The sequence below is a fragment of the Rhodovulum imhoffii genome (assembly GCF_003046545.1).
Classification (GTDB): Bacteria; Pseudomonadota; Alphaproteobacteria; order Rhodobacterales; family Rhodobacteraceae; genus Rhodovulum; species Rhodovulum imhoffii.
The window spans coordinates 1-19,612 of sequence record NZ_QAAA01000028.1; the positions used below are offsets into that span (position 1 = coordinate 1).

The following is a 19,612-nucleotide window of genomic DNA, read 5'->3' on the forward strand; positions in this document are numbered from 1 at the left end:
CACCGCCGGTCACCCCGCCAGCAGGATCGACGAGCTCCTGCCATGGAACTTCAACCCGTCAAGCTGAACAGGCGTGCCGCGGTGACAGCGCTTACGGAAATGTCGGGGTTCATCGCCGACATCAGTCAGAAGCTTCGCACGACGATCGTTTTGATCGAGCATGACATTTCTGTGGTCATGAACCTGTCCGATCACGTCGTGGTCCTCGATTACGGGCGCAAGATCGCGGATGGCAGCCCTGACGAGGTCAAGGCCGATCCTGAAGTCATTTCTGCCTATTTGGGAGCGGTCCATTGATCCTTTTTGTGGAAACCCTGATTGGTGGCCTCCTGGCCGGAACGATGTATTCGCTGGTGGCGATTGGCTTTGTGCTGATCTTCAAGGCGAGCGGTGTCTTCAACTACTCGCAGGGCGCCTTGCTTCTGTTTTCGGCATTGGCGTTGGTGACATTCCTTGAAATGGGGTTGTCCTTCTGGCCTGCCGTTCTGGTGACCATGGTCGTCATGGTGATCCTGTCGATCATAATCGAACGCGTGGTGCTGCGCCCGCTTGCCAACCGCAATGTGATGACGCTCTTCATGGCCACGCTCGGCCTGACCTATGTGATCGAAGGGGCCGCCCAGGGCCTGATGGGATCAGAAGTGCGCCTGCTGGATATCGGGCTGGAAGACAACGCGCTTTTCTGGGGCGATATTCTGATCAGCGAGTTTGACCTGATCGTTGCCTGTGGTGCGGCGGTTCTGGTGATCGCGCTGGCGATCTTCTTCTCCAAAACGCGGATCGGTATCAGCCTGCGCGCGGTGGCAGATGATGCGGCAGCGGCGCAATCTATCGGAATCAATATCAACCGGATCTGGCAGATTGTCTGGGCGGTTGCCGCGGTGGTCGGTCTGATCTCCGGCATGGTCTGGGGTGCGCGGCAGGGCGTTGCGTTCTCGCTTTCGCTGGTGGTGCTCAAGGCGCTTCCGGTTCTGATCATCGGGGGATTCACCTCGATCATGGGGGCAATCGTCGGCGGTCTGCTGATCGGCGCGGGCGAGGCTTTGGCTGAAACCTATCTTGGCCCGCTTGTCGGGGGCGGCATTACGCCTTGGTTTGCCTATGTTCTGGCGCTGGCATTCCTCTTCATCCGGCCTGTCGGGCTGTTCGGCGAATACAAGGTTGAGAGGGTCTGACCAATGAATTCTGTCGGAGCGAAACCAACCCCCGATCTGAACGCAATTGGCCAGGCTGGCTCGGGTCGTGGCACGCAATCTTGGGCCTTTCTGGCGCTGCTTGCCGCGCTGGTTTTAGTGCCCTTGATCACCACGGAATATGTCACACAAGTCGTTGTCTTGCCGGTTCTCGTTCTGGGGCTTGCGGGTTTGGGGCTCAACATTCTTACCGGCTATGCCGGGCAAATCTCGCTCGGATCTGGCGGGTTCATGGCGGTGGGGGCCTATGCGGCCTACGTGCTGGCGATCCACGGCGGGATCACTTTCTTTCCCCTCACGCTTTTGCTCGCTGGCGTCATCGCCGGGCTTGTGGGCTGGGTTTTCGGCCTGCCGAGTATCCGCATCAAGGGCTTTTACGTGATGGTCACCAGCCTGGCAGCCCAGTTTTTCTTTGAATGGCTCTTTCTCAAGTTTCCTTGGTTCTACAACTACGGCGATGTGCCGACAATCTCGCTGCCGCCCATGGGCCTCTTTGGTCTCGATATTAACGGCTCCTATGTCATCAAATACTATTTCACCTTGGCCTTTGTCGTCGCGCTGACATGGATGGCATCGAACCTGATCAAGAGCCATGTCGGTCGCAATTGGATGGCGATCCGCGATATGGACACCGCAGCCGGGGTTATCGGGATTGATTCCAAGAAATACAAAGCCTTGGCATTTACCATCAGCGCCTTTTACCTGGGCATCGCGGGTGCGCTCTGGGGCTTCATTTTTCTCGGCACGACCAGCGTCGGCAGCTTTCAGATCGACCGCTCCTTCCAGATTCTCTTCATCATCATCATCGGCGGGATGAGCAGTATCCGAGGAAATTATATCGGGGCTGCATTTATCTTTCTGCTCCCGCTCGTGATCGACTACTTCGCCAAAACCTTCATCGGTGACACGGTCAGTCCGGGCGTGTTGTCGAATTTCCAGAAATTCCTGTTCGGCGCCCTGATCATCATCTTTCTCATCAAGGAACCCGACGGCATCGACAAACTCCTGCGCCAATTGATGGGGCGTGTGAGGCGATGGGGGCGCAAGAGAGCATAGCGAGCCGGGAACGAAACCCGAGCCTTACTCAACTCAACCGATAACCAACTTCTTTCAGGGAGGAAAACCATGAGTAAACACTTCACATCAATTGCGGCAGCGGTGGCCATAGCCGCGTCGTCGATCATGTCGACGGGCGTCGCTCTGGCGGATGGCATGACGCAATATGTCCCGCTATTCGTTTACAGGACCGGCCCATATGCCTCCTCGGGCTCACTGTGGTTCGCCGGGGAACGGGACTACTTCACCTATATCAACGAAGTTGAAGGCGGTGTGAATGGCGTGAAATTCGCCATCGAGGAATTCGAAACCGAGTACAACCCCGACCGCGCGGTCGAGGCCTATGAACGCTCCAAGGGCGGCAAGGACGGCTCGCCCACGGCCTTTATCATGACGCATTCCACTCCGGCGACCTACGCGCTGATGGACCGCGCAAGAGAAGACAAGATCCCGCTGTTCGACCCGGCGGGCGGCCCGTCCGAATCCAAGAACGGTTTGGTCTTTCCCTATGTCTTTCCGCTTCTGCTGACCTTCTACGGTCAGGGGTCCGTGGCGGTGAATTTCATTGCCGAGGAATTTGGCGGGTTCGAGAACCTCAAAGGCAAGAAGATCGTCACCGTCTATCACGATTCAGGTTATGGCCGCGCATCGCAGCCGGTAATGACCAAGCTGGCCGAGAAATACGGCTTTATCGACGTGCAGATTCCGGTGGCACATCCCGGTTCCGAACAAACCGCCATCTGGCGCCAGGTGCGCGCTGAAAAGCCCGACTATGTGGTGCTGCGCACCTGGGGCGTGATGACGCCTGTCGGGATCAAGACCGCCAAGCGCTTTGGCATCGATACGACCAGGATGCTGGGCGATGTCTGGGCCGGCTCCCGCGCCGACATGATCCCCGCCGGCGATGCGGCCATCGGCTATAACGCGATCGCGCCCTATCCCGGGGGCTCGGATTTCGACGTTCACGCCAAGCTGAAAGAGCATGTGATCGACAAGGGACTGAGCAATCTGGAAAACTCGGATGCGGACTTCGGTGCCGTTTTCTACAATGTCGGCGTTGTGAACGCGGCCCTGGCCGTCGAAGGCATGCGGATTGCCATGGAGAAATTCGGCAACCGTCCGCTGACCGGAGAAGAGATGCTCTGGGGTCTCGAGAACATGACCATCGATGCCGCACGTCTCGAAGAGTTGGGCATGACCGGCCTGCTGCAAGAGCTGAAGGTGACGCCGCAAGACCATGAAGGCGGCGGCGCAGCCCGCGTGCAGGAATGGACAGGCAATGGCTGGAACCTTGTCAGCGACTGGATCGCCGTCGACGACAGTGTTGTTGACCCGCTGATCGAGGCCAAAGCTGCGGAATATGCCGCCGAGCAGGGCATCACGCCCCGCGTCGTGGACTGATCCCGCACAATGAACCCTGCGGGCGGCGAACACGCCGCCCGCGTCATCTGCCCACCGGAGAGCGCCTGTGAATACTGGATCCGACACCACCAAACCCAGCCAGCCGCTGTTATCCGTGGATGGTGTCGAGGTTGTATATGACGAGCATATTCTGGGCGTTGCGGATATCTCGGTGACCGTGAACCCCGGTGAGATCGTGGCGATCCTGGGGGCCAATGGCGCCGGAAAAAGCACCACGCTCAAAGCGATCTCGGGCATCGCTCAGACAGAGCGGGCCAAGATCACCAAGGGCAGCATCCGCTTCAAGGGCGATCAGATCAACGGGATCGCGCCGCACAAGCTGGCCAAGCGCAATATCGTCCACGTGCTCGAGGGCCGCCGCGTTTTTTCCCACCTCACCGTCGAAGAGAACCTGAAGGCAGGCAGCTTTCTGCGCCGCCCCGCCCGCCGTGAAATGGAGCGTCGGATCGAAGAAATCTACGATTGGCTGCCGAGACTTCGGGACAAGAGAAAGACCCTGGCCGGTCTGACCTCGGGCGGTGAACAACAAATGCTGGCCATCGGGCGGGCCTTGCTCACGCAGCCGGAACTGGTGCTGCTCGATGAACCTTCGATGGGGCTTGCCCCCATTATCGTCCAGGAAATCTTTGAAATCGTGTCCCGGCTGAACCGCGAGAACGGCGTGTCGTTCCTGGTCGCCGAACAGAACATCCACGTCTCATTGGCACATGCGCATCGCGGCTACGTCATTGCCAACGGCCACGCGGTGCTCTCGGGCAGCGCGTCCGAACTGGCCGCCCGCGAAGATCTTCATGAATTTTATCTGGGCCTCCAGGAGGAGGACCCGAGCGAAACCAGACAAAAAGCCTAAGCAAGCAGGGAGAAACAAGATGGCAAAGCCCCCCAAAGAAGTAGATGTCCTGATTGTCGGTTCCGGGCCGTCGGGCTCAGTTGCGGCCAAGATGCTGACCGAGGCGGGGATGTCGGTCGTTACCCTTGAGCAGGGGACATGGTTTGACCCTTCCGACTACCCCGGCGACAAGAAAGAATTCGAGCTTGCCGGTGGCAAGCAGTGGAACCCATCGCCCAATGTGCGGGACAACGAACGCGACTATCCGATCAACACCACCGAAAGCGATGTGGAACCTTACATGCAATCGGCCGTCGGCGGCAGCGCCACCATCTGGGCCGGGCATTGGGTGCCGTTCCTGCCGTCTGATTTCAAGGTGCGTTCGCTGGACGGTGTCGCAGTGGACTGGCCATTCGACTATTACGAACTGTTGCCGCATCTCGAAGCGGTCGAACAGCTTGTCAGCTCATCCGGAACGCAGGGCAATCCCGGCTATCCGCAACAGGCCGGCTATCCCACGCCGCAAATTCCGATCGGCAAGGCCGGGATGAAGCTGGCCGAGGGGATGGACAAGCTGGGCTGGCATTGGTGGCCGGGGCTGAACGCCATGCCGTCGATCCCGTGGCAAGGGCAAAACCCCTGCGCGCGCCGCGGCACCTGCATGTTCGGCTGCCCCGAAGCGGCCAAATGGTCGGGGGATCTGGTGCTCTTCAAAGAGGCCAAGAAGCTGGGCCACCGCCTGATTGCCGGGGCGCGGGTACGCGAGATCATCTATGATGAAAATCTCGGACGGGCCACAGGCGCGATCTATATCGACCAGAACGGACGTGAGCGCCGGCAACTGGCCAAGAATGTCATCCTCTGCGCAAATGCCATCGGCACACCGCGCATCCTGCTCAACTCGGCCTGCAATGCCTTCCCGGACGGGCTGGCAAACTCCAGCGGGCTGGTCGGCAAGAACCTGATGATGCACCCGTTCGGCCTGGTGATGGGCCATTTCGAGGAAGACCTTGAAAGCTGGCGCGGTCCCTCGGGCCAATTGATCAACACCTTGCAATTCTACGAAACCGACGAAAGTCGCGGCTTTGTGCGCGGCGCCAAATGGGGCGGGATGTCAGCCGGTGGTCCGCTGTCTTCCAAGGGTTTCGTCGGCGCCGAAGTGTTCAAGGATGGCGGCCGGATCGAAGAAAACTGGGGTGTCAACTGGCACAAGATGATCGAGGAGAAGTTCGGCAAGACAGCCCTGTGGGCGATTGTCGGAGAAGACCTGCCGGAAGAAGCCAACCGGGTTTTGATCGACGACGAGCTGACCGACAGCGACGGGATTCCGGCGCCCAGGGTCATCTACAAGACGTCGGAAAACTCGCGTCGCCTGCTGGAATTCCATTCAGCCCGCGCCAAGGAATCGCTGGAAGCGGCGGGCGCCAAATCGACCTCGGTCATGCCGCAGATGCGTGACAGCGGCTGGCATCTTCTGGGCACCGCACGGTTGGGAACGGATCCGTCCAACTCGGTGCTCGATGAGTTTGGTCGCAGCCATGACATCCCCAACCTCTATGTGTGGGATCTCAGCTCTTTCCCGACGGGTGCAGGCGCGAACCCGACTGCCACGCTGATGGCCGTCGCGCATCGTCAGGCCACCCATTTCATCAACAACGCACGCAATGCGGAGGCAGCATAATGTCGGCTTTCTCAAACGAATTTCGCGCAACATATGCCAAACTGGCGGATTACCTGATCCCCGAATACAACGGCAAACCGGCCGCGTCCGCGGTCGGCGTCCACCTGGAGATGCTCGATGAGGTCATGCGCATCCGACCGGACCTGGAAGACGGGTTCCGCCGCGCGGTGGAGGCCTGCGCCGGTCAGGATGCCTCGGCAGAGCTGAACGCCTTGGCACGCAGCGACAGTGCGGCCTTTGCCGCGCTGACGACCGTTGCCACGGGTGGCTACATGATGACGGACGAGGCCCGCGAAGCCGTGGGCTATCCCGGCCAGGACGCCGCCCCCTACGACGTGACCGAAACGCCCGAATACCTGACGAACGGGATGCTTCAGCGGGTGATCGACCGTGGCCCGATCTTTCGCGACACGCGCCACCTGAAGTGAACGGCCACCAAGCGCGAACAGAGGGGGAGAGCCCGTGCATATAGCTGCAATATTGCGATTGAACCCGGTGCTGACCGAGGAACTGGAAGTCGACGAAGACGGTCGCGACATTGATCGCGAATGGATCGGGCTCGAGCTCAACCCGTTCGATGACCAGGCGCTGGAACAGGCCGTGCTGCTGAAAGAGGCAACCGGCGCCAAGGTCACCGCCCTTGCCGCCGAAGCGGAAGGCGGGGAGCGCCTGTTGAAAACCGCGCTGGCGCGTGGGGTTGACGAGGTTTTGCTGATCGAGGTGGGGGAAGAGAACGTACAGCTTTCCTCCCGCGCCCGGGCGCCGCTGTTCCAGGAGGCACTGGAGGGGCTTGCCCCCGATCTGGTCCTGACTGGTGTTCTGTCGACCGATGACATCTATGGCGAACTGGCGCCGCAACTGGGAGCGCTGCTGGACTGGCCGCAGGTTTCGGCGGTCTCCAATGTCGCTCTGGGCGACGGGGTGGCGACGCTGCAGCAGGAATATTCCGGCGGCATCAGTGCCCGGATTGAGGTGCAATTGCCGGCGGTTGTGGGCCTGCAGGCGGCCACGCAGCCACCGCGTTATGTGGCGGGAAGCAAGCTGCGCGATCTGCTGAAGGTTGAGGTGCCAACTGTCGAACCGGGGGCCGATTTCGGCGCCGATCTGGCCGACGCGACCGAGCTTGAGGTGCCCGATACCAGCGGCGGCGCCGAAATGCTGACGGGCGATGCCGAAGCGGTCGCCGCCCGAATTCACGAAATTCTTGTTGAACGGGGGTTGGTCTGATGCGCTGTCTGATATTTGTCGAACATTCCGATGGCACGGTCTCGGAAAGTGCGCTGGAACTCGGGGCCATGGCCAAATCCATCGGCGCAGAGGCCGTGGGGTTGATCTGTGCCGCCGATCCCGGCGCGGTGAACGCGCTGGCAGGTCAGCTTGGGAGTTTTGACGCGGTCATCGGTGTCGCCGATGACAGCCTTGCGACCTATAATCCTGATGCTGCGGCGCGGGCGCTCACCGCGGCGACCGAGGCGCACAAGCCCGATCTTGTCATGACCAGCTATTCGGCGGCAGGTGTCGATCTGGCACCCAATGTCGCGATCCGGACCGGGCGGCAGATGGTAGGCTATGTCTCGGGCCTGGAGCTGGACGGCGATACGCTGAACGCGATGTCCACGGTCTATTCCGGCAAGCTGGTGGCGCGGACCGGGATGGACCTGCCCGGCATCGTCGCCGTCATGCCAGGTGCGGTCAAGGCCGACGGCTTGTCCGGCGGGGCTCCCGCGGTCGAGATGATGGATGTGGACCTTTCGGGCCTGCGCATGCGGGTGACGGAAACACTGGTGCCGGAAAACACCGGGGTGAACCTGGCCGATGCCGAAAAGATATTCTGCGTCGGACGTGCGCTAGGGGGAACGGAAAAGATCGAACTCGCCGAAAACGTGGCGGCGGCACTCGGCGCCGAACTGGCCGGTTCCCGCCCGGTGATCGATGCCGGCTGGATGCCCAAGGTGCGGCAGGTCGGCAAATCCGGAACCAAGGTCAAGCCGAGGCTCTACCTCATGGCAGGCGTTTCGGGCGCGCCGGAACATCTGGAAGGGATGGCAAACAGCGAATTGATCATCGCCATCAATTCCGACGAGCAGGCGCCGATCTTTGGCACGGCGCATTATGGCGCGGTCTGCGACATGTTCGAACTCATGCCGGCCCTGACCGAGCGGTTGACCGCAGGAAAGTAAGACGATGACGACTCCGATTCTCTGGGCGCTGACACTGACCGCCATGGCCATATCCGGCTGGCGGTTCTGGGTTCGGTTTCGGCCCCTTCTGGCGGCGCGCCCGGCGGGCCGGACCGACCGGATCGCCGACCGGCTGTCCTTTATGGTCGGTGATATTGGCCTGCACAGGAGACTGCTGAGGTTCAGTTACTCGGGCATCCTGCATGCCTTAATCTTCTCCAGCTTTCTGGTGCTGTTCACCGCGATACTGGAAAGCTTCGGATCGGGCCTATTCCCCGGTTTCAGCCTCACCGCGATCGGAGGAGAGACCTGGATCGCGCTGTTGCAAAACATTTTTGCCGTTGTGATCACGATTGGCCTGGGCATGGCGATTTACCACCGGTTCGTTATCAGGCCCGAGCGATTTGAGGGGTCAAAGACCCGGGATGCGACCATCATATATGTGCTTGCGACGCCGATTGTGATCACGATGATCCTTGAGGCGTCGGCGCGGCTCGCCATTGATGGGCAGGGCAGCGCATGGCGCCCGGTTTCCACGCTTTTCATGTACCCGATGATGGCCCTTGGCATCACCGGCCACGCGGCCGAGCAGGCCGAGGGTGTGTTCTACTGGGCCCATATCCTCGCGATCCTTGCCTTTCTGGTCTACATCCCCGGCTCGAAGCACCGGCACATGTTTACCGCCGGGCCGAACATCTTTTTCCGCCCGTTGACCCCCAAAGGCCAGTTGCCTGCACCGGCACCGACCCCGGGCGAAGACACCCCCACGACCGTGCAGGCGTATCGGGATTTCACCTGGAAAGACCTGCTCGACACGATGTCCTGCACCGAATGCGGGCGCTGCCAATCGGTCTGTCCCGCCCATGCGCAGGGCAAGCCGCTCAGCCCGAAGAAGCTGATCATGAACCTGCGCGACGGGTATCTGACCGACCAGGGTCTGATGGACAGCCCCGATCATGCCATGCCCATCGTGGGTGGCACCATTCAGCCCGAAACGCTGTGGTCCTGCACCACCTGCCGCGCCTGCATGGAGGTCTGCCCGGTCCACATCGAACATGTGCCGAAGATTGTGAACCTGCGCCGGTCGCTGGTCGAAGAGGGCGAGGTGGAGCCGCTGTTGCAGAGCGCGCTGACCAACTTCCAGTCGCAGGGCAATTCCTATGGCAAACCGGCCAAGCAGCGGGCGCGCTGGACCAAGGGGCTGAGCTACAAGATCAAGGATGCCCGCAAGGAACCTGTCGATATCCTCTGGTTCGTCGGCGATTTCGCGAGCTTCGATCCGAGGGCACAAAAGCTGAGCTTTCTGGTGGCCGAGCTTCTGGGCCGCGCGGGGGTGGATGTGGGCATCCTTTACGATGGCGAGCGCAACAGCGGCAACGATGTGCGCCGCGCCGGCGACGAGGGCCTCTTCGAGATGCTGGCGATGCACAATATCGAGCAGCTCGAGGTTTGCGAGTTCAACCGGATCATGACCACCGACCCGCATTCGCTGAATGCGCTGAAATCGGAATATCCCGCGCTGGGGGCCGCGTTCGACGTGGTTCATTACTCCGAGCTGTTTCTGGAACTGATCAAGGCCGACCGCCTCCGGATCAACCCCGGTCAGGCGGGCCGCGTCACCTATCATGACCCGTGCTATCTGGGCCGATACAACGGCATATTCGACGCGCCCCGCGATGTGATCAGGGCGCTTGGCCATGAGCTGATCGAAATGCCGCGCAACCGCGACAATTCCTTTTGCTGCGGCGCGGGCGGCGGGCGCATCTTCATGGAAGATTCCCCCGGTGGCGAGCGGACCAGCGAATCCCGAATTCGCGAAGCGATGGAGTTGGGCGATATCGACACATTTGTGGTCGCCTGTCCCAAGGATGTCGTGATGTATTCCGCCGCCGTGCAGGCCCTTGGCGTGGAAGATCGGATCGCTGTGCGCGATCTGGCCGAGCTTATCACCGAAACAGTAGAAACCGAGGAGCGAGTGGCTCAATGACCGACACCCGCCAGAAAGATCAAGACGTGCTTTGGCGGCCGGATGCGGCCTCAATGTCGAAGACGCGCATTTGGGCATTTGCCAAAGAGCAGGGTTTCGACCCCGATGACTATGTCGGGCTTCAGCGTTGGTCGGTGTCTGAAAAAGGGCCGTTCTGGTCGGCGCTCTGGGATTTCACCGGGGTTTTGGGGGACAAGGGCGAAACGGCCTTTGTCGCCGATGACGCGGCATGGATGACCGGGGCCCGGTTTTTCCCCGAGGCGCGGCTCAACCTGGCGGAAAACCTGCTGATGCGGGGCGAGGATGCGGACATCGCAATCTGCGCCATGGATGAAGCGGGGCAGTACCAAGAGGTCACGCGCGGCGAATTGTGGGCGGCGGTTGCGCGTGTGGCACAAGGGCTGCGTTCCGCAGGTGTGGAGCCCGGCGACAGGGTCGCTGGCGTGCAGGGCAATGATGTTCATGCCCTTGTTGCGACGCTCGCAACGCTCACGGTGGGCGCCGTCTGGACATCTTGCAGCCCCGACTTCGGCGCGGCGGCGATCATTGACCGGATCGGCCAGGTGGCACCGAAGGTTCTGTTTGCAACGTCTGAATACCGCTACGGCGGCAAGGATCACAACATCGCCGACCGGATCGCCGAGGTTCGAGCCTCTGTTCCGTCGATCGAAATGGTTGTCTGCTCGGGCGGCACTTTGGAGGGTGCCGTATCGCAAGACGACTTTGGCACAGTGGCAGAGCTTTCGTTTGCGCGTATGCCGTTCGATCATCCGGCATATGTGCTTTACACGTCGGGCACGACAGGTGTGCCCAAGGCCATCGTCCACCGCGCCGGCGGCGTGATCCTGCAGCACATGAAGGAACATATCCTGCATGGCGACGTGCGGCCCGGCGACCGGGTGATCTGGTACACCAACACCGCCTGGATGATGTATCACTGGACAATCTCCGCCCTCGCCACTGGCGCGGCTGTGGTGCTCTATGATGGCGCGCCCATTCTGAAAACAGCCCGGGGGCTCGACTGCAGCCCGCTTTGGGATCTGTCGGAAAAGGCCGCGGTCACGCATCTTGGCGTCAGTCCGAAATACCTGGCCACGCTGGCGGCGGAAGGGTTTCTCCCCGGGGAGCGCCATGAGTTGAGCGCGCTGCGTGCGCTTCTGGTTTGCGGCGCTCCCTGTCTTCCGCATCAGTTCGACTGGGTCTATGCCTCGGTCAAGCAGGACATGATGTTCGCCTCGATCTCCGGCGGCACGGAAATCCTCGGTTCTTTCCTGATCGGCTCGCCGGTTCACCCGGTGCGGCGGGGGCAACTGACCGTCCCGGCCCTTGGGCATGCGATTGCGGTGTTCGACGAGCGCGGCGCCCCGGTCATCGGCCAGCGCGGAGAACTGGTCTGTACCGAACCCTTCCCGTCGATGCCACTGACCTTCTGGGGCGAGGGAGGCGACCAGAGGTATCGTGACACCTATTTCGGAGACCGTGACGAGATCTGGACACATGGCGATGTGGCGGAACTGACATTCACCGGCGGCGGCTATGTGCACGGGCGCTCGGACAATACGCTCAAACCTGGCGGAGTCCGGATCGGCATTTCCGAGATCTATGCGGTCTGCGAGCAATATCCCGAGTTGGAAGATTTCCTGGTCTTCGGCGCCAACCATGACGGCGATGAAGAGGTCGTTCTGGCGGTCAAACCCTCAGAGCGGGCGGAATTGTCAGCCGATATGATCAAGCGGCTCCGCAGTCAGATCCGCACCCAGGCATCGCCGCGCCATGTGCCCGCGCGCATCCATCCGGTTCAGGGTGTGCCCTATACGATCAATGGCAAACGCGTCGAAGGCGCGGCGCGCACCGTGATCAACGGTGGCAAGGTCAAGAACCTCGGCTCCATCGCCAATCCCGAATGCCTGGCCGAATACGCCACGCTGAAACGGGAGGAGGCTCTGTGAGGCATCTTTCCCCACGCGCGGCCATCTCTGGGATCGGCGAGCTGAAACCTCAGCGCCGCACCGAGAACGTGGCCACCATGGATCTGCTGATGCGGGTCTCGGCCGGGGCGCTGGCCGATGCGGGTATAGGCCCGGACGAGGTTGACGGGCTCTTGGTTGCGCCGCAGGTGGGCGAAACCCCGCAGCATGTGCCCGCAACCGTCGCCGAGTATTTCGGGATGCAGCCCAGCATGTCGAACATGGTGGATCTGGGCGGTGCTTCGGGGCCGGGCATGATCTGGCGCGCGGCAGCCGCGATCGCGGCGGGGCAATGCGAAACCGTGCTGTGCGTAATTGGCAACCACCGCAATCCGCAGCCGCCGCGGGCGTCGAACCGCAATCCTGCTCGGGAATTCGACACGCCCTTTGGCGCTTCGGGCGCCAACACATCCTACGCGCTGTTGATGCAGGCCCATATGGCGGCCCATGGCTGCAAGCCCGAGGACTATGCCGCCATCGCTGCGGGCAGCCGCGCGAATGCGCAAAATAATCCGTTGGCGATCTTTTATGGCCAGCCCGCCAGCGTGGAAGAGGTTCTGGCCTCGCCCATGGTGGCGTCGCCCCTGCATCTTTTTGAAATTGTCATGCCCGTGGCGGGGGCGGATGCTGTTGTTGTCACCACGGCGGACAAGGCCGCGCGCGGCCCGCACCGGCCGGTACATTTGCTGGGTGCAGGCGAAAGGATCACCCACCGGGCCGTCAGCCAGGCTCCGGACCTTACATCCGGCCCGCTCAAGCCTTCCATCGCCCGGGCGCTGGATCAGGCGGGTTTGACTGTGCAACAGATGGATTTCCTGAGCCTCTACGATTGTTACACGATCATGGTCGCTGCAACGATCGAAGACGCGGGTCTTTGCCCGCCGGGAAAATTCGGCAAGTGGCTGCAAGACAATGGCGGTATGGGGCCGGATGCGCGTCAGCCGATTAACACCCATGGCGGGCAACTGGGTTTCGGTCAGCCTGATCTGGCCGGGGGGATGACCCATGTGGTCGAAGCCGTCCGGCAAATCCGAGGGGCTGCCCCCGACAGACAGATCGAGAATTGCGAAACCGCGCTGATCACCGGCAACGGGGCAACAATGAGCGAGGCGGTGGCGCTGGTTCTGGGAGGTGCGGCATGACGGACCTGTCCACCCTGTCGGTCGCGGGGCCGATCCGCGAACCGTTGAACGAACCGTTCTGGCAGGCCGCCGCGCGGGGCGAGCTGAGCGTTCAGCACTGCAATGCCTGCGGTCGCCACGTGTTCTATCCCCGCCCTATCTGTCCGCATTGTTGGGCGGATGCGCTGAGCTGGACGGTCGTCGGCGGCCATGGCAGGCTAAAAAGCTTTTCCGAGATCTGGAAACCCGGCCATCCCGGCTGGATACCGGCGGCGCCCTACCTTGTTGGGCTGGTCGAACTGGCCGAAGGCCCGACGCTGCTGAGCCACATTCTTGCACCCGAGAATGACGTGAAAATAGGTGATCCGGTGGTGTTCGCACCCACCGACATCGGAGGACGAATACTACCTTGTTTTAGAAAGAGAAAGGCAAAGGACCATGAGTGAGAAGCAAACCAAGGACGGCTGGGTCGGCGTGACAAACGGCAAACCATCTGTCGGGCAATCAGCCGAACGGTCACGAACGACGACCATGAACGACATTATTGCCTTTACCGAAATGACCGGCGACCGCAATCCTGTGCACTATGACAAGGAACTGGCCGAGAAAACGTCCTTCGGCAAGCTGATTGTTCAGGGTGGCGTCACGACGGGTATCCTGAACGCCTGCGTGGCCGAAGACCTGCCAGGGCCAGGGACAGTGTTTCTCAATACCAATCTCGACTTTAAGAAAGCGGTTGGCGTCGGCGAGGAAATCACCGGCCGGGTCGAAGTCGCCAAGATGCGCGATGACAAACCCATCTGTACGCTGCTCGTCTCTGTACGGGATGCCGCGGGCGACATCTGCGTCGAAGGTGAGGCCACGACATTCACCATGCCGCTCGAGGGGCTTTGATTGTCCGCTGGGGGAGATAGCGGAAAATGGCGTGCGCTGGTGCTGACGGCACTGGCGGTTGTCCTGACGCTTTCTACCTGGTTCTCCGCGACGTCAGTGGCCCCTGCGCTGACCGAGGCACTGGGCCTGAGCGAGGCTGAAGCAATCTGGCTCACCAATGCGGTGCAGGCCGGGTTTGTTATCGGCGCGTTGGTTTCAAGCTTTCTGTCTATCGCTGATATTTGGCCGATGGCGCGCATCATGGCGGTCGCTGCCGCGCTGGCGGCCCTGTCAAACGGCGCCTTGCTCCTGGCAACTGAGCCTTGGCATGCGGTCGCCGCCCGCTTTTGCACCGGCGCTGCGCTGGCGCTGGTATATCCGCCGGCAATGAAATTTATCTCAACATGGTTTCGCACCGGGCGCGGATTGGCCATGGGCGCCATGGTGGGTGCGTTGACACTGGGCTCGGCCGCACCGCATCTTGTCCGCGCTCTAGGCTCGGGGCTTGAGGCCGGAACGGTCATCGCGGTCACCACCGCTGCCTCGCTGCTGGCGGCTTTGCTGTTCTGGTTCCTGCGCGAAGGGCCATACCCCTTCAGCCGGGCCAAGGTGGACCCGCGCCAGCTTGGCGCAATCCTGCGCAACAAGCCCGTCATGCTGGCCAACCTCGGCTATTTCGGCCACATGTGGGAGCTTTACGCCATGTGGGGCTGGATACTGGCCTTTGCCACCAGTGCCTCGCTGGCCGGCGAATGGGCGCTCAACGCCTCGATGTTGGTGTTTTTCGTCGTGGCCCTTGGCGCGCCGAGCTGCGTGTTTGCGGGTCTTCTGGCCGACCGGATCGGGCGCTGCACGACCACCGCGTTGGCGATGAGTGTTTCCGGGCTGGCGGCGCTCGCCATCGGCGTTTTCTTTACCGGGCCGATCTGGGCCTTTGTCCTGGTCGCGTTGATCTGGGGCTTCACCGTTGTGGCCGACAGCGCGCAGTTTTCCGCAGCGGTCAGCGAGTTGGCCGATCAATCGCTCGTTGGCTCTGCCTTGGCATTCCAGATGGGCATCGGCTTTGCCATCACCCTTTTAACCGTTTGGCTGATCCCACAGATCGCCGAAATCACCGGCACGTGGCGCTGGAGCTTTGCCGTGCTGGCTATCGGCCCGGCGCTTGGCGTGGTGGCCATGCTGCAGCTCAGAAAACACCCCGAAGCCACGCGAATGGCACAAGGCCGGCGGTGAGCGTACCCGCCCAAATCACATCAACAGGAAGGAGCCACGACATGAAAAATCTTTCAAAATTCTACATCAATGGCCAGTGGGTCGACCCAAAAGGCCAAGACAGCCACGCCGTCATCAACCCCGCAAATGAACAGAAAATCTGCGATCTGCCAATGGGAAGCGAAGAGGATGTCAACGCAGCGGTTGCGGCGGCAAAGGCAGCCTTTGAGGACTGGTCGTTGAGCACGCCAGAGTACCGGCTTGGTTTGCTCGAACGTCTGCTGGAGCTTTACAACGCCGCCTATGATGAGATCGCCGAACTCATGGTGACGGAAATGGGCACGACACTGGCTTTTTCCAAAGCCGCACAGGCCTGGGTGGGCACCGCCCATCTGGAGGCCGCGATTGACGCGCTGAAACGTCACACGTGGACCGAGATGCGCGGAACCACGCAGATCAGCCATGAACCCATCGGTGTCTGCGCCCTGATCACGCCCTGGAACTGGCCGATGAACCAGCTTGTTGTCAAAGCCGCGCCTTGCCTTGCAGCGGGCTGTACAATGGTTGCAAAGCCATCGGAATTTTCGCCGCTTTCATCCATCCGCTTTGTCGAACTGGTCCATGAGGCGGGCTTCCCCCCCGGTGTTTACAATCACATCACCGGGTTCGGCCATATCGCAGGCGAAGCGCTTTCGGCCCATCCCGATGTCGATATGGTGTCGATCACCGGGTCCACCCGCGCCGGGATCGCCGTGGCGAAAACCGCCGCCGAAACGGTCAAGCGTGTGGCACAGGAACTGGGCGGCAAGTCACCCAATATCATCCTGCCCGATGCCGATCTGGAAAAGGCCGTGACCGAGGGCGTCGATGCCTGCTTTATCAATGTCGGGCAGGCCTGCCGGTCGCCCAGCCGGATGCTGGTGCCACATGACCGGATGCAGGAGGCCAAGGATATCGCCAAGGCCGCCGCCGAAAAGCACGCGGTCGGCGATCCGATGACCGATGTGTCGCTGGGGCCGGTGGTCAATGAAAAGCAGTTCCGTCACATCCAGGGCCTGATCGAACAGGGCATCGAAGAGGGGGCAACCCTTGTGACCGGCGGGCTTGGCCTGCCGGAGGGGCTGAATGCCGGTTACTACGTGCGCCCGACAGTCTTTGGCGATGTCACCAACGACATGGCCATCGCTCAGGAGGAAATCTTCGGACCCGTGCTGGCCATCATCGGCTATGAGGACGAAGAGGACGCCATCCGCATCGCCAATGACACGGTCTACGGACTCTCCGGCTATATCCAGACACCCGACATGGAGAAGGCCCGCGCGATTGCTCGTCGCCTACGGGTGGGCTCGATCTGGATCAACAATGCCGATTGGGAAGCGACGGCTCCCTTTGGCGGGTACAAACAGTCCGGCAATGGGCGTGAACATGGCGAATGGGGCCTGCACGACTATCTCGAGGTCAAATCGATCGCGGGTTATGCCTGATGTCTGCGGGTGTCTTCATTGCGGCTGCCAAACGCTCGGCCATCGGGCGGTTGAATGGGGCGCTCGCCAACCTGCCTGCGGCGCAGATCGGGGCGCAGGTCGTGGCCGCAATGCTGAATGATGCAGGGGTCGACCCGGCGGCTGTTGACGACGTGCTCATCGGTCAGGTTTTGTCCGGTGGGGCGGGGCAAAACCCGGCCCGCCAGACGGCGCTTGCTGCGGGCATCCCCGAGGCCGTTCCGGCGATGACGCTCAACATGGTGTGCGGCGCAGGCCAGCGGTCGATCCATCTGGCGGCGCAGGCGATCAAATCCGGAGACGCGGGCCTTGTCGTGGCCGGCGGTCAGGATTCGATGAGCCAGGCGCCGCATTTCGCCCATCTGCGCGGGGGCCGGAAAATGGGCGACGCAGCCTTCAAGGACATGATGCTGACCGACGGGCTCTGGGACGCATTTCACGATGTCCACATGGGCGTGACAGTCGAAAATCTGGCCAAGACATACCAGATCACCCGCGAAGAGCAGGATCTCTTTGCGCTGCAATCCCAAGCCAAGGCCAAGGCCGCGCAGGATGCCGGGATATTCGCGGAGGAGATCACCCCTGTCCTGGTAGAGACCCGTGCAGGCCAGACAAGTTTCAGGGTTGATGAGCATCCAAATCCGGAAACCACCCCGGAACAACTTGCGGCGATGCGCCCTGTGTTTGATCCCCATGGGTCGATCACGGCTGGCAATGCCTCGGGCTTGAACGATGGCGCTTCGGCGGTCCTGGTGGCCAGCCGGGCGGCGCTGGCTCAGCACGGGCTGGAGCCTATGGCACGTGTGGCCAGCTACGCATCGGCGGCGCTGCCACCTATGGATATGGGGCTTGGCCCGGTCTTGGCGGCGCGCAAGGCGCTGGACAAGGCCGGCTGGTCCGTCGCGGATCTGGATGTTCTTGAGATCAACGAAGCTTTCGCTGCGCAGTCGATTGCCGTTGAACGCGAGATGGGATGGGCGAGGGAGCGCGTCAACCCGAATGGCGGTGCCATCGCGCTTGGTCATCCGCTGGCCGGTTCGGGAAATCGCATCGTCGTGACGCTCATTCACGAAATGCGCCGCCAGAAAGCCCGCAAGGGTTTGGCCGCGCTCTGCATTGGCGGAGGCCAGGGCGTGGCGATCTGCCTTGAACGCGTGTAAATGCGCAGCCGTGCAAGGCGCATTGGCAAGAGGCGGGCGGCGCATTGAAAGAAGCGGTTTCTCCCCCAGATCAGCCAGGCCCGAGGCGGAGCAAGGCCGATTTTGTGTTGCTCTGCTTTGCGGGCTACTGCTTCGCTCTCGCCTATGGGATGACATTTCTGCTGCCGCTCTTGATGGAAACCCAAGGCGCGAATGAAGCCGTTGCAGGAAATATCATTTCCTCGGCCAGCGTCACCTCTGTGATCGCGGCCCTTCTCTCGGGGCATTTTTCTGACTCTTTTGGCACCTGCCGCGCGGCGATGATCGCAGGGGGCTGCCTTGCTGCCTCTGTTCTAGGATTTGCGCTGATACCAAATGTGCGGTCGGCCTATCTCCTTGCTCTGCTCTTCGGAACGGGCTGGGGCGCCTTTTACGTTCTGGGCCCAATTCTTGCCGCTCGGATCCTGACAGGCGAAAGGCGTGATCACGGCTTTGCCCTGCTTGCCGGATTCATGATGTCAGGCATCGGAACCGGTCCGATCATAGGCGGCGCCACCTTAAGCGCGGGTGCGCCGGTGAGCAGTGCCTTTCTGCTGGCGGGCGCGGTTGTAGCTTTGGGGGTTCTCTCGCTTGGGGTCCTGGGGCGCCGGATGGGCGCTCAGGAGGTTTCAGCGGGCACCGGCGACCGGCTGTCATGGGCAAGCCTGCGCGCGGTGATGCGCTCGACTGCGGCGCAGCCGATCTTCATGGTGGGCGTGGCTGGGGCGGTTTTTGGCGGCTTGTCCAGCTTTCAGACCAGCTATGCCGCGTCACACGGATTCGCATTCATCGATTATTTTGCCGGCTTCACCATAGCGGCCATTTTTGCGCGCCTGTTCCTCGCGCCTTATGCGCTCAGGTCGCCACAGCCTCTGATGAACTTGCTGCTGACTGCGGTGATGGCCATTGCGGTTGGCCTGTTCATTTTGATTGAAGACAGCACAACATTTTATGTTTTTTCTTCTGCCTTGTTCGGGGCCAGCTATGGACTGCATTATTCATTGCTGAACAGCCAGGCCACGCGCGCAGCCCCGGAAAAGCTGGTGCCGCAATCGCTGGTGCTGTTCAGCCTGTCCTATTTCATCGGCGCTCTGGGCATGCCAAAGATCGCAGGTTGGATTGTCACAACCTTGGGAACCGAGGCGCTGTCTTATGGCTTGTTTTTCGTCGCTGTTCTTAATTTTTCGGTTGCCCTGTTCGGCATCGCAGTACGGAAGCGAGCGAGTATTGTCCGGTAGAAGAAATCGTTCGCTTTTCGTGGCATAAAATCAATGATCGTATTCTGGCGGTTCTCTCGGCAAGACGAGTTGGAATAGTGGTCTGCCCCCTGAAAGTGGTTCTCCCTGAAGTAGGCTTTCGGGCCAGTTGGAGGACGAAGGAATGGGACAGAAGAGGCACAAGCCGGAAGAGA

General features: G+C 61.2%; 18 protein-coding genes. All 18 read left to right on the plus strand.

The annotated features are described in order from the left end of the window. Positions 1 to 297 (plus strand): ABC transporter ATP-binding protein C-terminal domain-containing protein (locus C8N32_RS13870; protein ID WP_483407223.1); only part of this gene is annotated, 297 nt, incomplete at its 5' end. Further along, the gene (locus C8N32_RS13875; protein ID WP_107893575.1) at positions 294 to 1,175 is read left to right on the plus strand and encodes a branched-chain amino acid ABC transporter permease; all 882 of its coding nucleotides are present in this window, start codon (positions 294 to 296) and stop codon (positions 1,173 to 1,175) included. The genes C8N32_RS13870 and C8N32_RS13875, both read left to right, overlap by 4 nt. A gap of 3 nt (positions 1,176 to 1,178) precedes the next feature. Continuing rightward, positions 1,179 to 2,249 (plus strand): branched-chain amino acid ABC transporter permease, encoded by a 1,071-nt coding sequence (locus C8N32_RS13880; protein WP_107893576.1) that lies wholly within the window; start codon positions 1,179 to 1,181, stop codon positions 2,247 to 2,249. Positions 2,250 to 2,318: 69 nt separating this feature from the next. After that, a complete protein-coding gene (locus C8N32_RS13885) occupies positions 2,319 to 3,650 on the plus strand; it encodes an ABC transporter substrate-binding protein (protein ID WP_107893577.1) in 1,332 nt (443 codons plus the stop codon). 172 nt (positions 3,651 to 3,822) lie between these two features. Further along, complete coding sequence (locus tag C8N32_RS13890; protein WP_338110829.1) at positions 3,823 to 4,521, plus strand: ABC transporter ATP-binding protein; 699 nt, start codon at positions 3,823 to 3,825, stop codon at positions 4,519 to 4,521. A gap of 19 nt (positions 4,522 to 4,540) precedes the next feature. Then, positions 4,541 to 6,181 (plus strand): GMC family oxidoreductase, encoded by a 1,641-nt coding sequence (locus C8N32_RS13895; protein ID WP_107893579.1) that lies wholly within the window; start codon positions 4,541 to 4,543, stop codon positions 6,179 to 6,181. Further along, positions 6,181 to 6,609, plus strand: a complete 429-nt coding sequence (locus C8N32_RS13900; protein ID WP_107893580.1) for a hypothetical protein — start codon at positions 6,181 to 6,183, stop codon at positions 6,607 to 6,609. Before C8N32_RS13895 ends, C8N32_RS13900 begins: the two co-directional genes overlap by 1 nt. A gap of 34 nt (positions 6,610 to 6,643) precedes the next feature. After that, on the plus strand, positions 6,644 to 7,408 hold the full coding sequence (locus C8N32_RS13905; RefSeq protein WP_107893581.1) for an electron transfer flavoprotein subunit beta/FixA family protein: 765 nt from the start codon (positions 6,644 to 6,646) through the stop codon (positions 7,406 to 7,408). Next, positions 7,408 to 8,361 carry an electron transfer flavoprotein subunit alpha/FixB family protein gene (locus C8N32_RS13910; RefSeq protein WP_107893582.1) on the plus strand — a complete coding sequence of 318 codons (954 nt, stop codon included), beginning with the start codon at positions 7,408 to 7,410 and terminating at the stop codon, positions 8,359 to 8,361. Before C8N32_RS13905 ends, C8N32_RS13910 begins: the two co-directional genes overlap by 1 nt. Positions 8,362 to 8,365: 4 nt before the next feature. Next, positions 8,366 to 10,348 carry a heterodisulfide reductase-related iron-sulfur binding cluster gene (locus C8N32_RS13915; RefSeq protein WP_107893583.1) on the plus strand — a complete coding sequence of 661 codons (1,983 nt, stop codon included), beginning with the start codon at positions 8,366 to 8,368 and terminating at the stop codon, positions 10,346 to 10,348. Then, the gene (locus tag C8N32_RS13920) at positions 10,345 to 12,297 is read left to right on the plus strand and encodes an acetoacetate--CoA ligase (RefSeq protein ID WP_107893584.1); all 1,953 of its coding nucleotides are present in this window, start codon (positions 10,345 to 10,347) and stop codon (positions 12,295 to 12,297) included. Before C8N32_RS13915 ends, C8N32_RS13920 begins: the two co-directional genes overlap by 4 nt. Then, positions 12,294 to 13,457: a thiolase family protein gene (locus C8N32_RS13925; RefSeq protein WP_201132367.1), complete on the plus strand. Its 1,164-nt coding sequence runs from the start codon at positions 12,294 to 12,296 to the stop codon at positions 13,455 to 13,457. Before C8N32_RS13920 ends, C8N32_RS13925 begins: the two co-directional genes overlap by 4 nt. Beyond that, the gene (locus C8N32_RS13930; RefSeq protein WP_107893586.1) at positions 13,454 to 13,882 is read left to right on the plus strand and encodes a Zn-ribbon domain-containing OB-fold protein; all 429 of its coding nucleotides are present in this window, start codon (positions 13,454 to 13,456) and stop codon (positions 13,880 to 13,882) included. Before C8N32_RS13925 ends, C8N32_RS13930 begins: the two co-directional genes overlap by 4 nt. Continuing rightward, a complete protein-coding gene (locus tag C8N32_RS13935) occupies positions 13,875 to 14,330 on the plus strand; it encodes a MaoC family dehydratase (protein ID WP_107893587.1) in 456 nt (151 codons plus the stop codon). The genes C8N32_RS13930 and C8N32_RS13935 overlap by 8 nt, the downstream gene beginning before the upstream one ends. Then, positions 14,331 to 15,542 carry an MFS transporter gene (locus C8N32_RS13940; protein ID WP_107893588.1) on the plus strand — a complete coding sequence of 404 codons (1,212 nt, stop codon included), beginning with the start codon at positions 14,331 to 14,333 and terminating at the stop codon, positions 15,540 to 15,542. A 41-nt stretch (positions 15,543 to 15,583) separates the two neighbouring features. Continuing rightward, entirely contained in the window at positions 15,584 to 17,005 is a 1,422-nt protein-coding gene (locus C8N32_RS13945; protein ID WP_107893589.1) for an aldehyde dehydrogenase family protein, read from the plus strand. Then, entirely contained in the window at positions 17,005 to 18,183 is a 1,179-nt protein-coding gene (locus tag C8N32_RS13950) for an acetyl-CoA C-acetyltransferase (protein WP_107893590.1), read from the plus strand. The genes C8N32_RS13945 and C8N32_RS13950 overlap by 1 nt, the downstream gene beginning before the upstream one ends. A gap of 44 nt (positions 18,184 to 18,227) precedes the next feature. Further along, positions 18,228 to 19,439, plus strand: coding sequence for an MFS transporter (locus C8N32_RS13955; protein ID WP_146159725.1), 1,212 nt, complete (start codon positions 18,228 to 18,230; stop codon positions 19,437 to 19,439). Positions 19,440 to 19,612: the final 173 nt, after the last annotated feature.

Bases quoted from the DNA above. Each gene is read 5' to 3' on its own strand.
- C8N32_RS13910 (WP_107893582.1), top strand. From the start codon at position 7,408: ATGCGCTGTCTGATATTTGTCGAACATTCCGATGGCACGGTCTCGGAA.
- C8N32_RS13945 (WP_107893589.1), top strand. From the start codon at position 15,584: ATGAAAAATCTTTCAAAATTCTACATCAATGGCCAGTGGGTCGACCCA.
- C8N32_RS13900 (WP_107893580.1), top strand. From the start codon at position 6,181: ATGTCGGCTTTCTCAAACGAATTTCGCGCAACATATGCCAAACTGGCG.
- C8N32_RS13950 (WP_107893590.1), top strand. From the start codon at position 17,005: ATGTCTGCGGGTGTCTTCATTGCGGCTGCCAAACGCTCGGCCATCGGG.
- C8N32_RS13915 (WP_107893583.1), top strand. From the start codon at position 8,366: ATGACGACTCCGATTCTCTGGGCGCTGACACTGACCGCCATGGCCATA.
- C8N32_RS13935 (WP_107893587.1), top strand. From the start codon at position 13,875: ATGAGTGAGAAGCAAACCAAGGACGGCTGGGTCGGCGTGACAAACGGC.
- C8N32_RS13885 (WP_107893577.1), top strand. From the start codon at position 2,319: ATGAGTAAACACTTCACATCAATTGCGGCAGCGGTGGCCATAGCCGCG.
- C8N32_RS13930 (WP_107893586.1), top strand. From the start codon at position 13,454: ATGACGGACCTGTCCACCCTGTCGGTCGCGGGGCCGATCCGCGAACCG.
- C8N32_RS13880 (WP_107893576.1), top strand. From the start codon at position 1,179: ATGAATTCTGTCGGAGCGAAACCAACCCCCGATCTGAACGCAATTGGC.
- C8N32_RS13920 (WP_107893584.1), top strand. From the start codon at position 10,345: ATGACCGACACCCGCCAGAAAGATCAAGACGTGCTTTGGCGGCCGGAT.
- C8N32_RS13895 (WP_107893579.1), top strand. From the start codon at position 4,541: ATGGCAAAGCCCCCCAAAGAAGTAGATGTCCTGATTGTCGGTTCCGGG.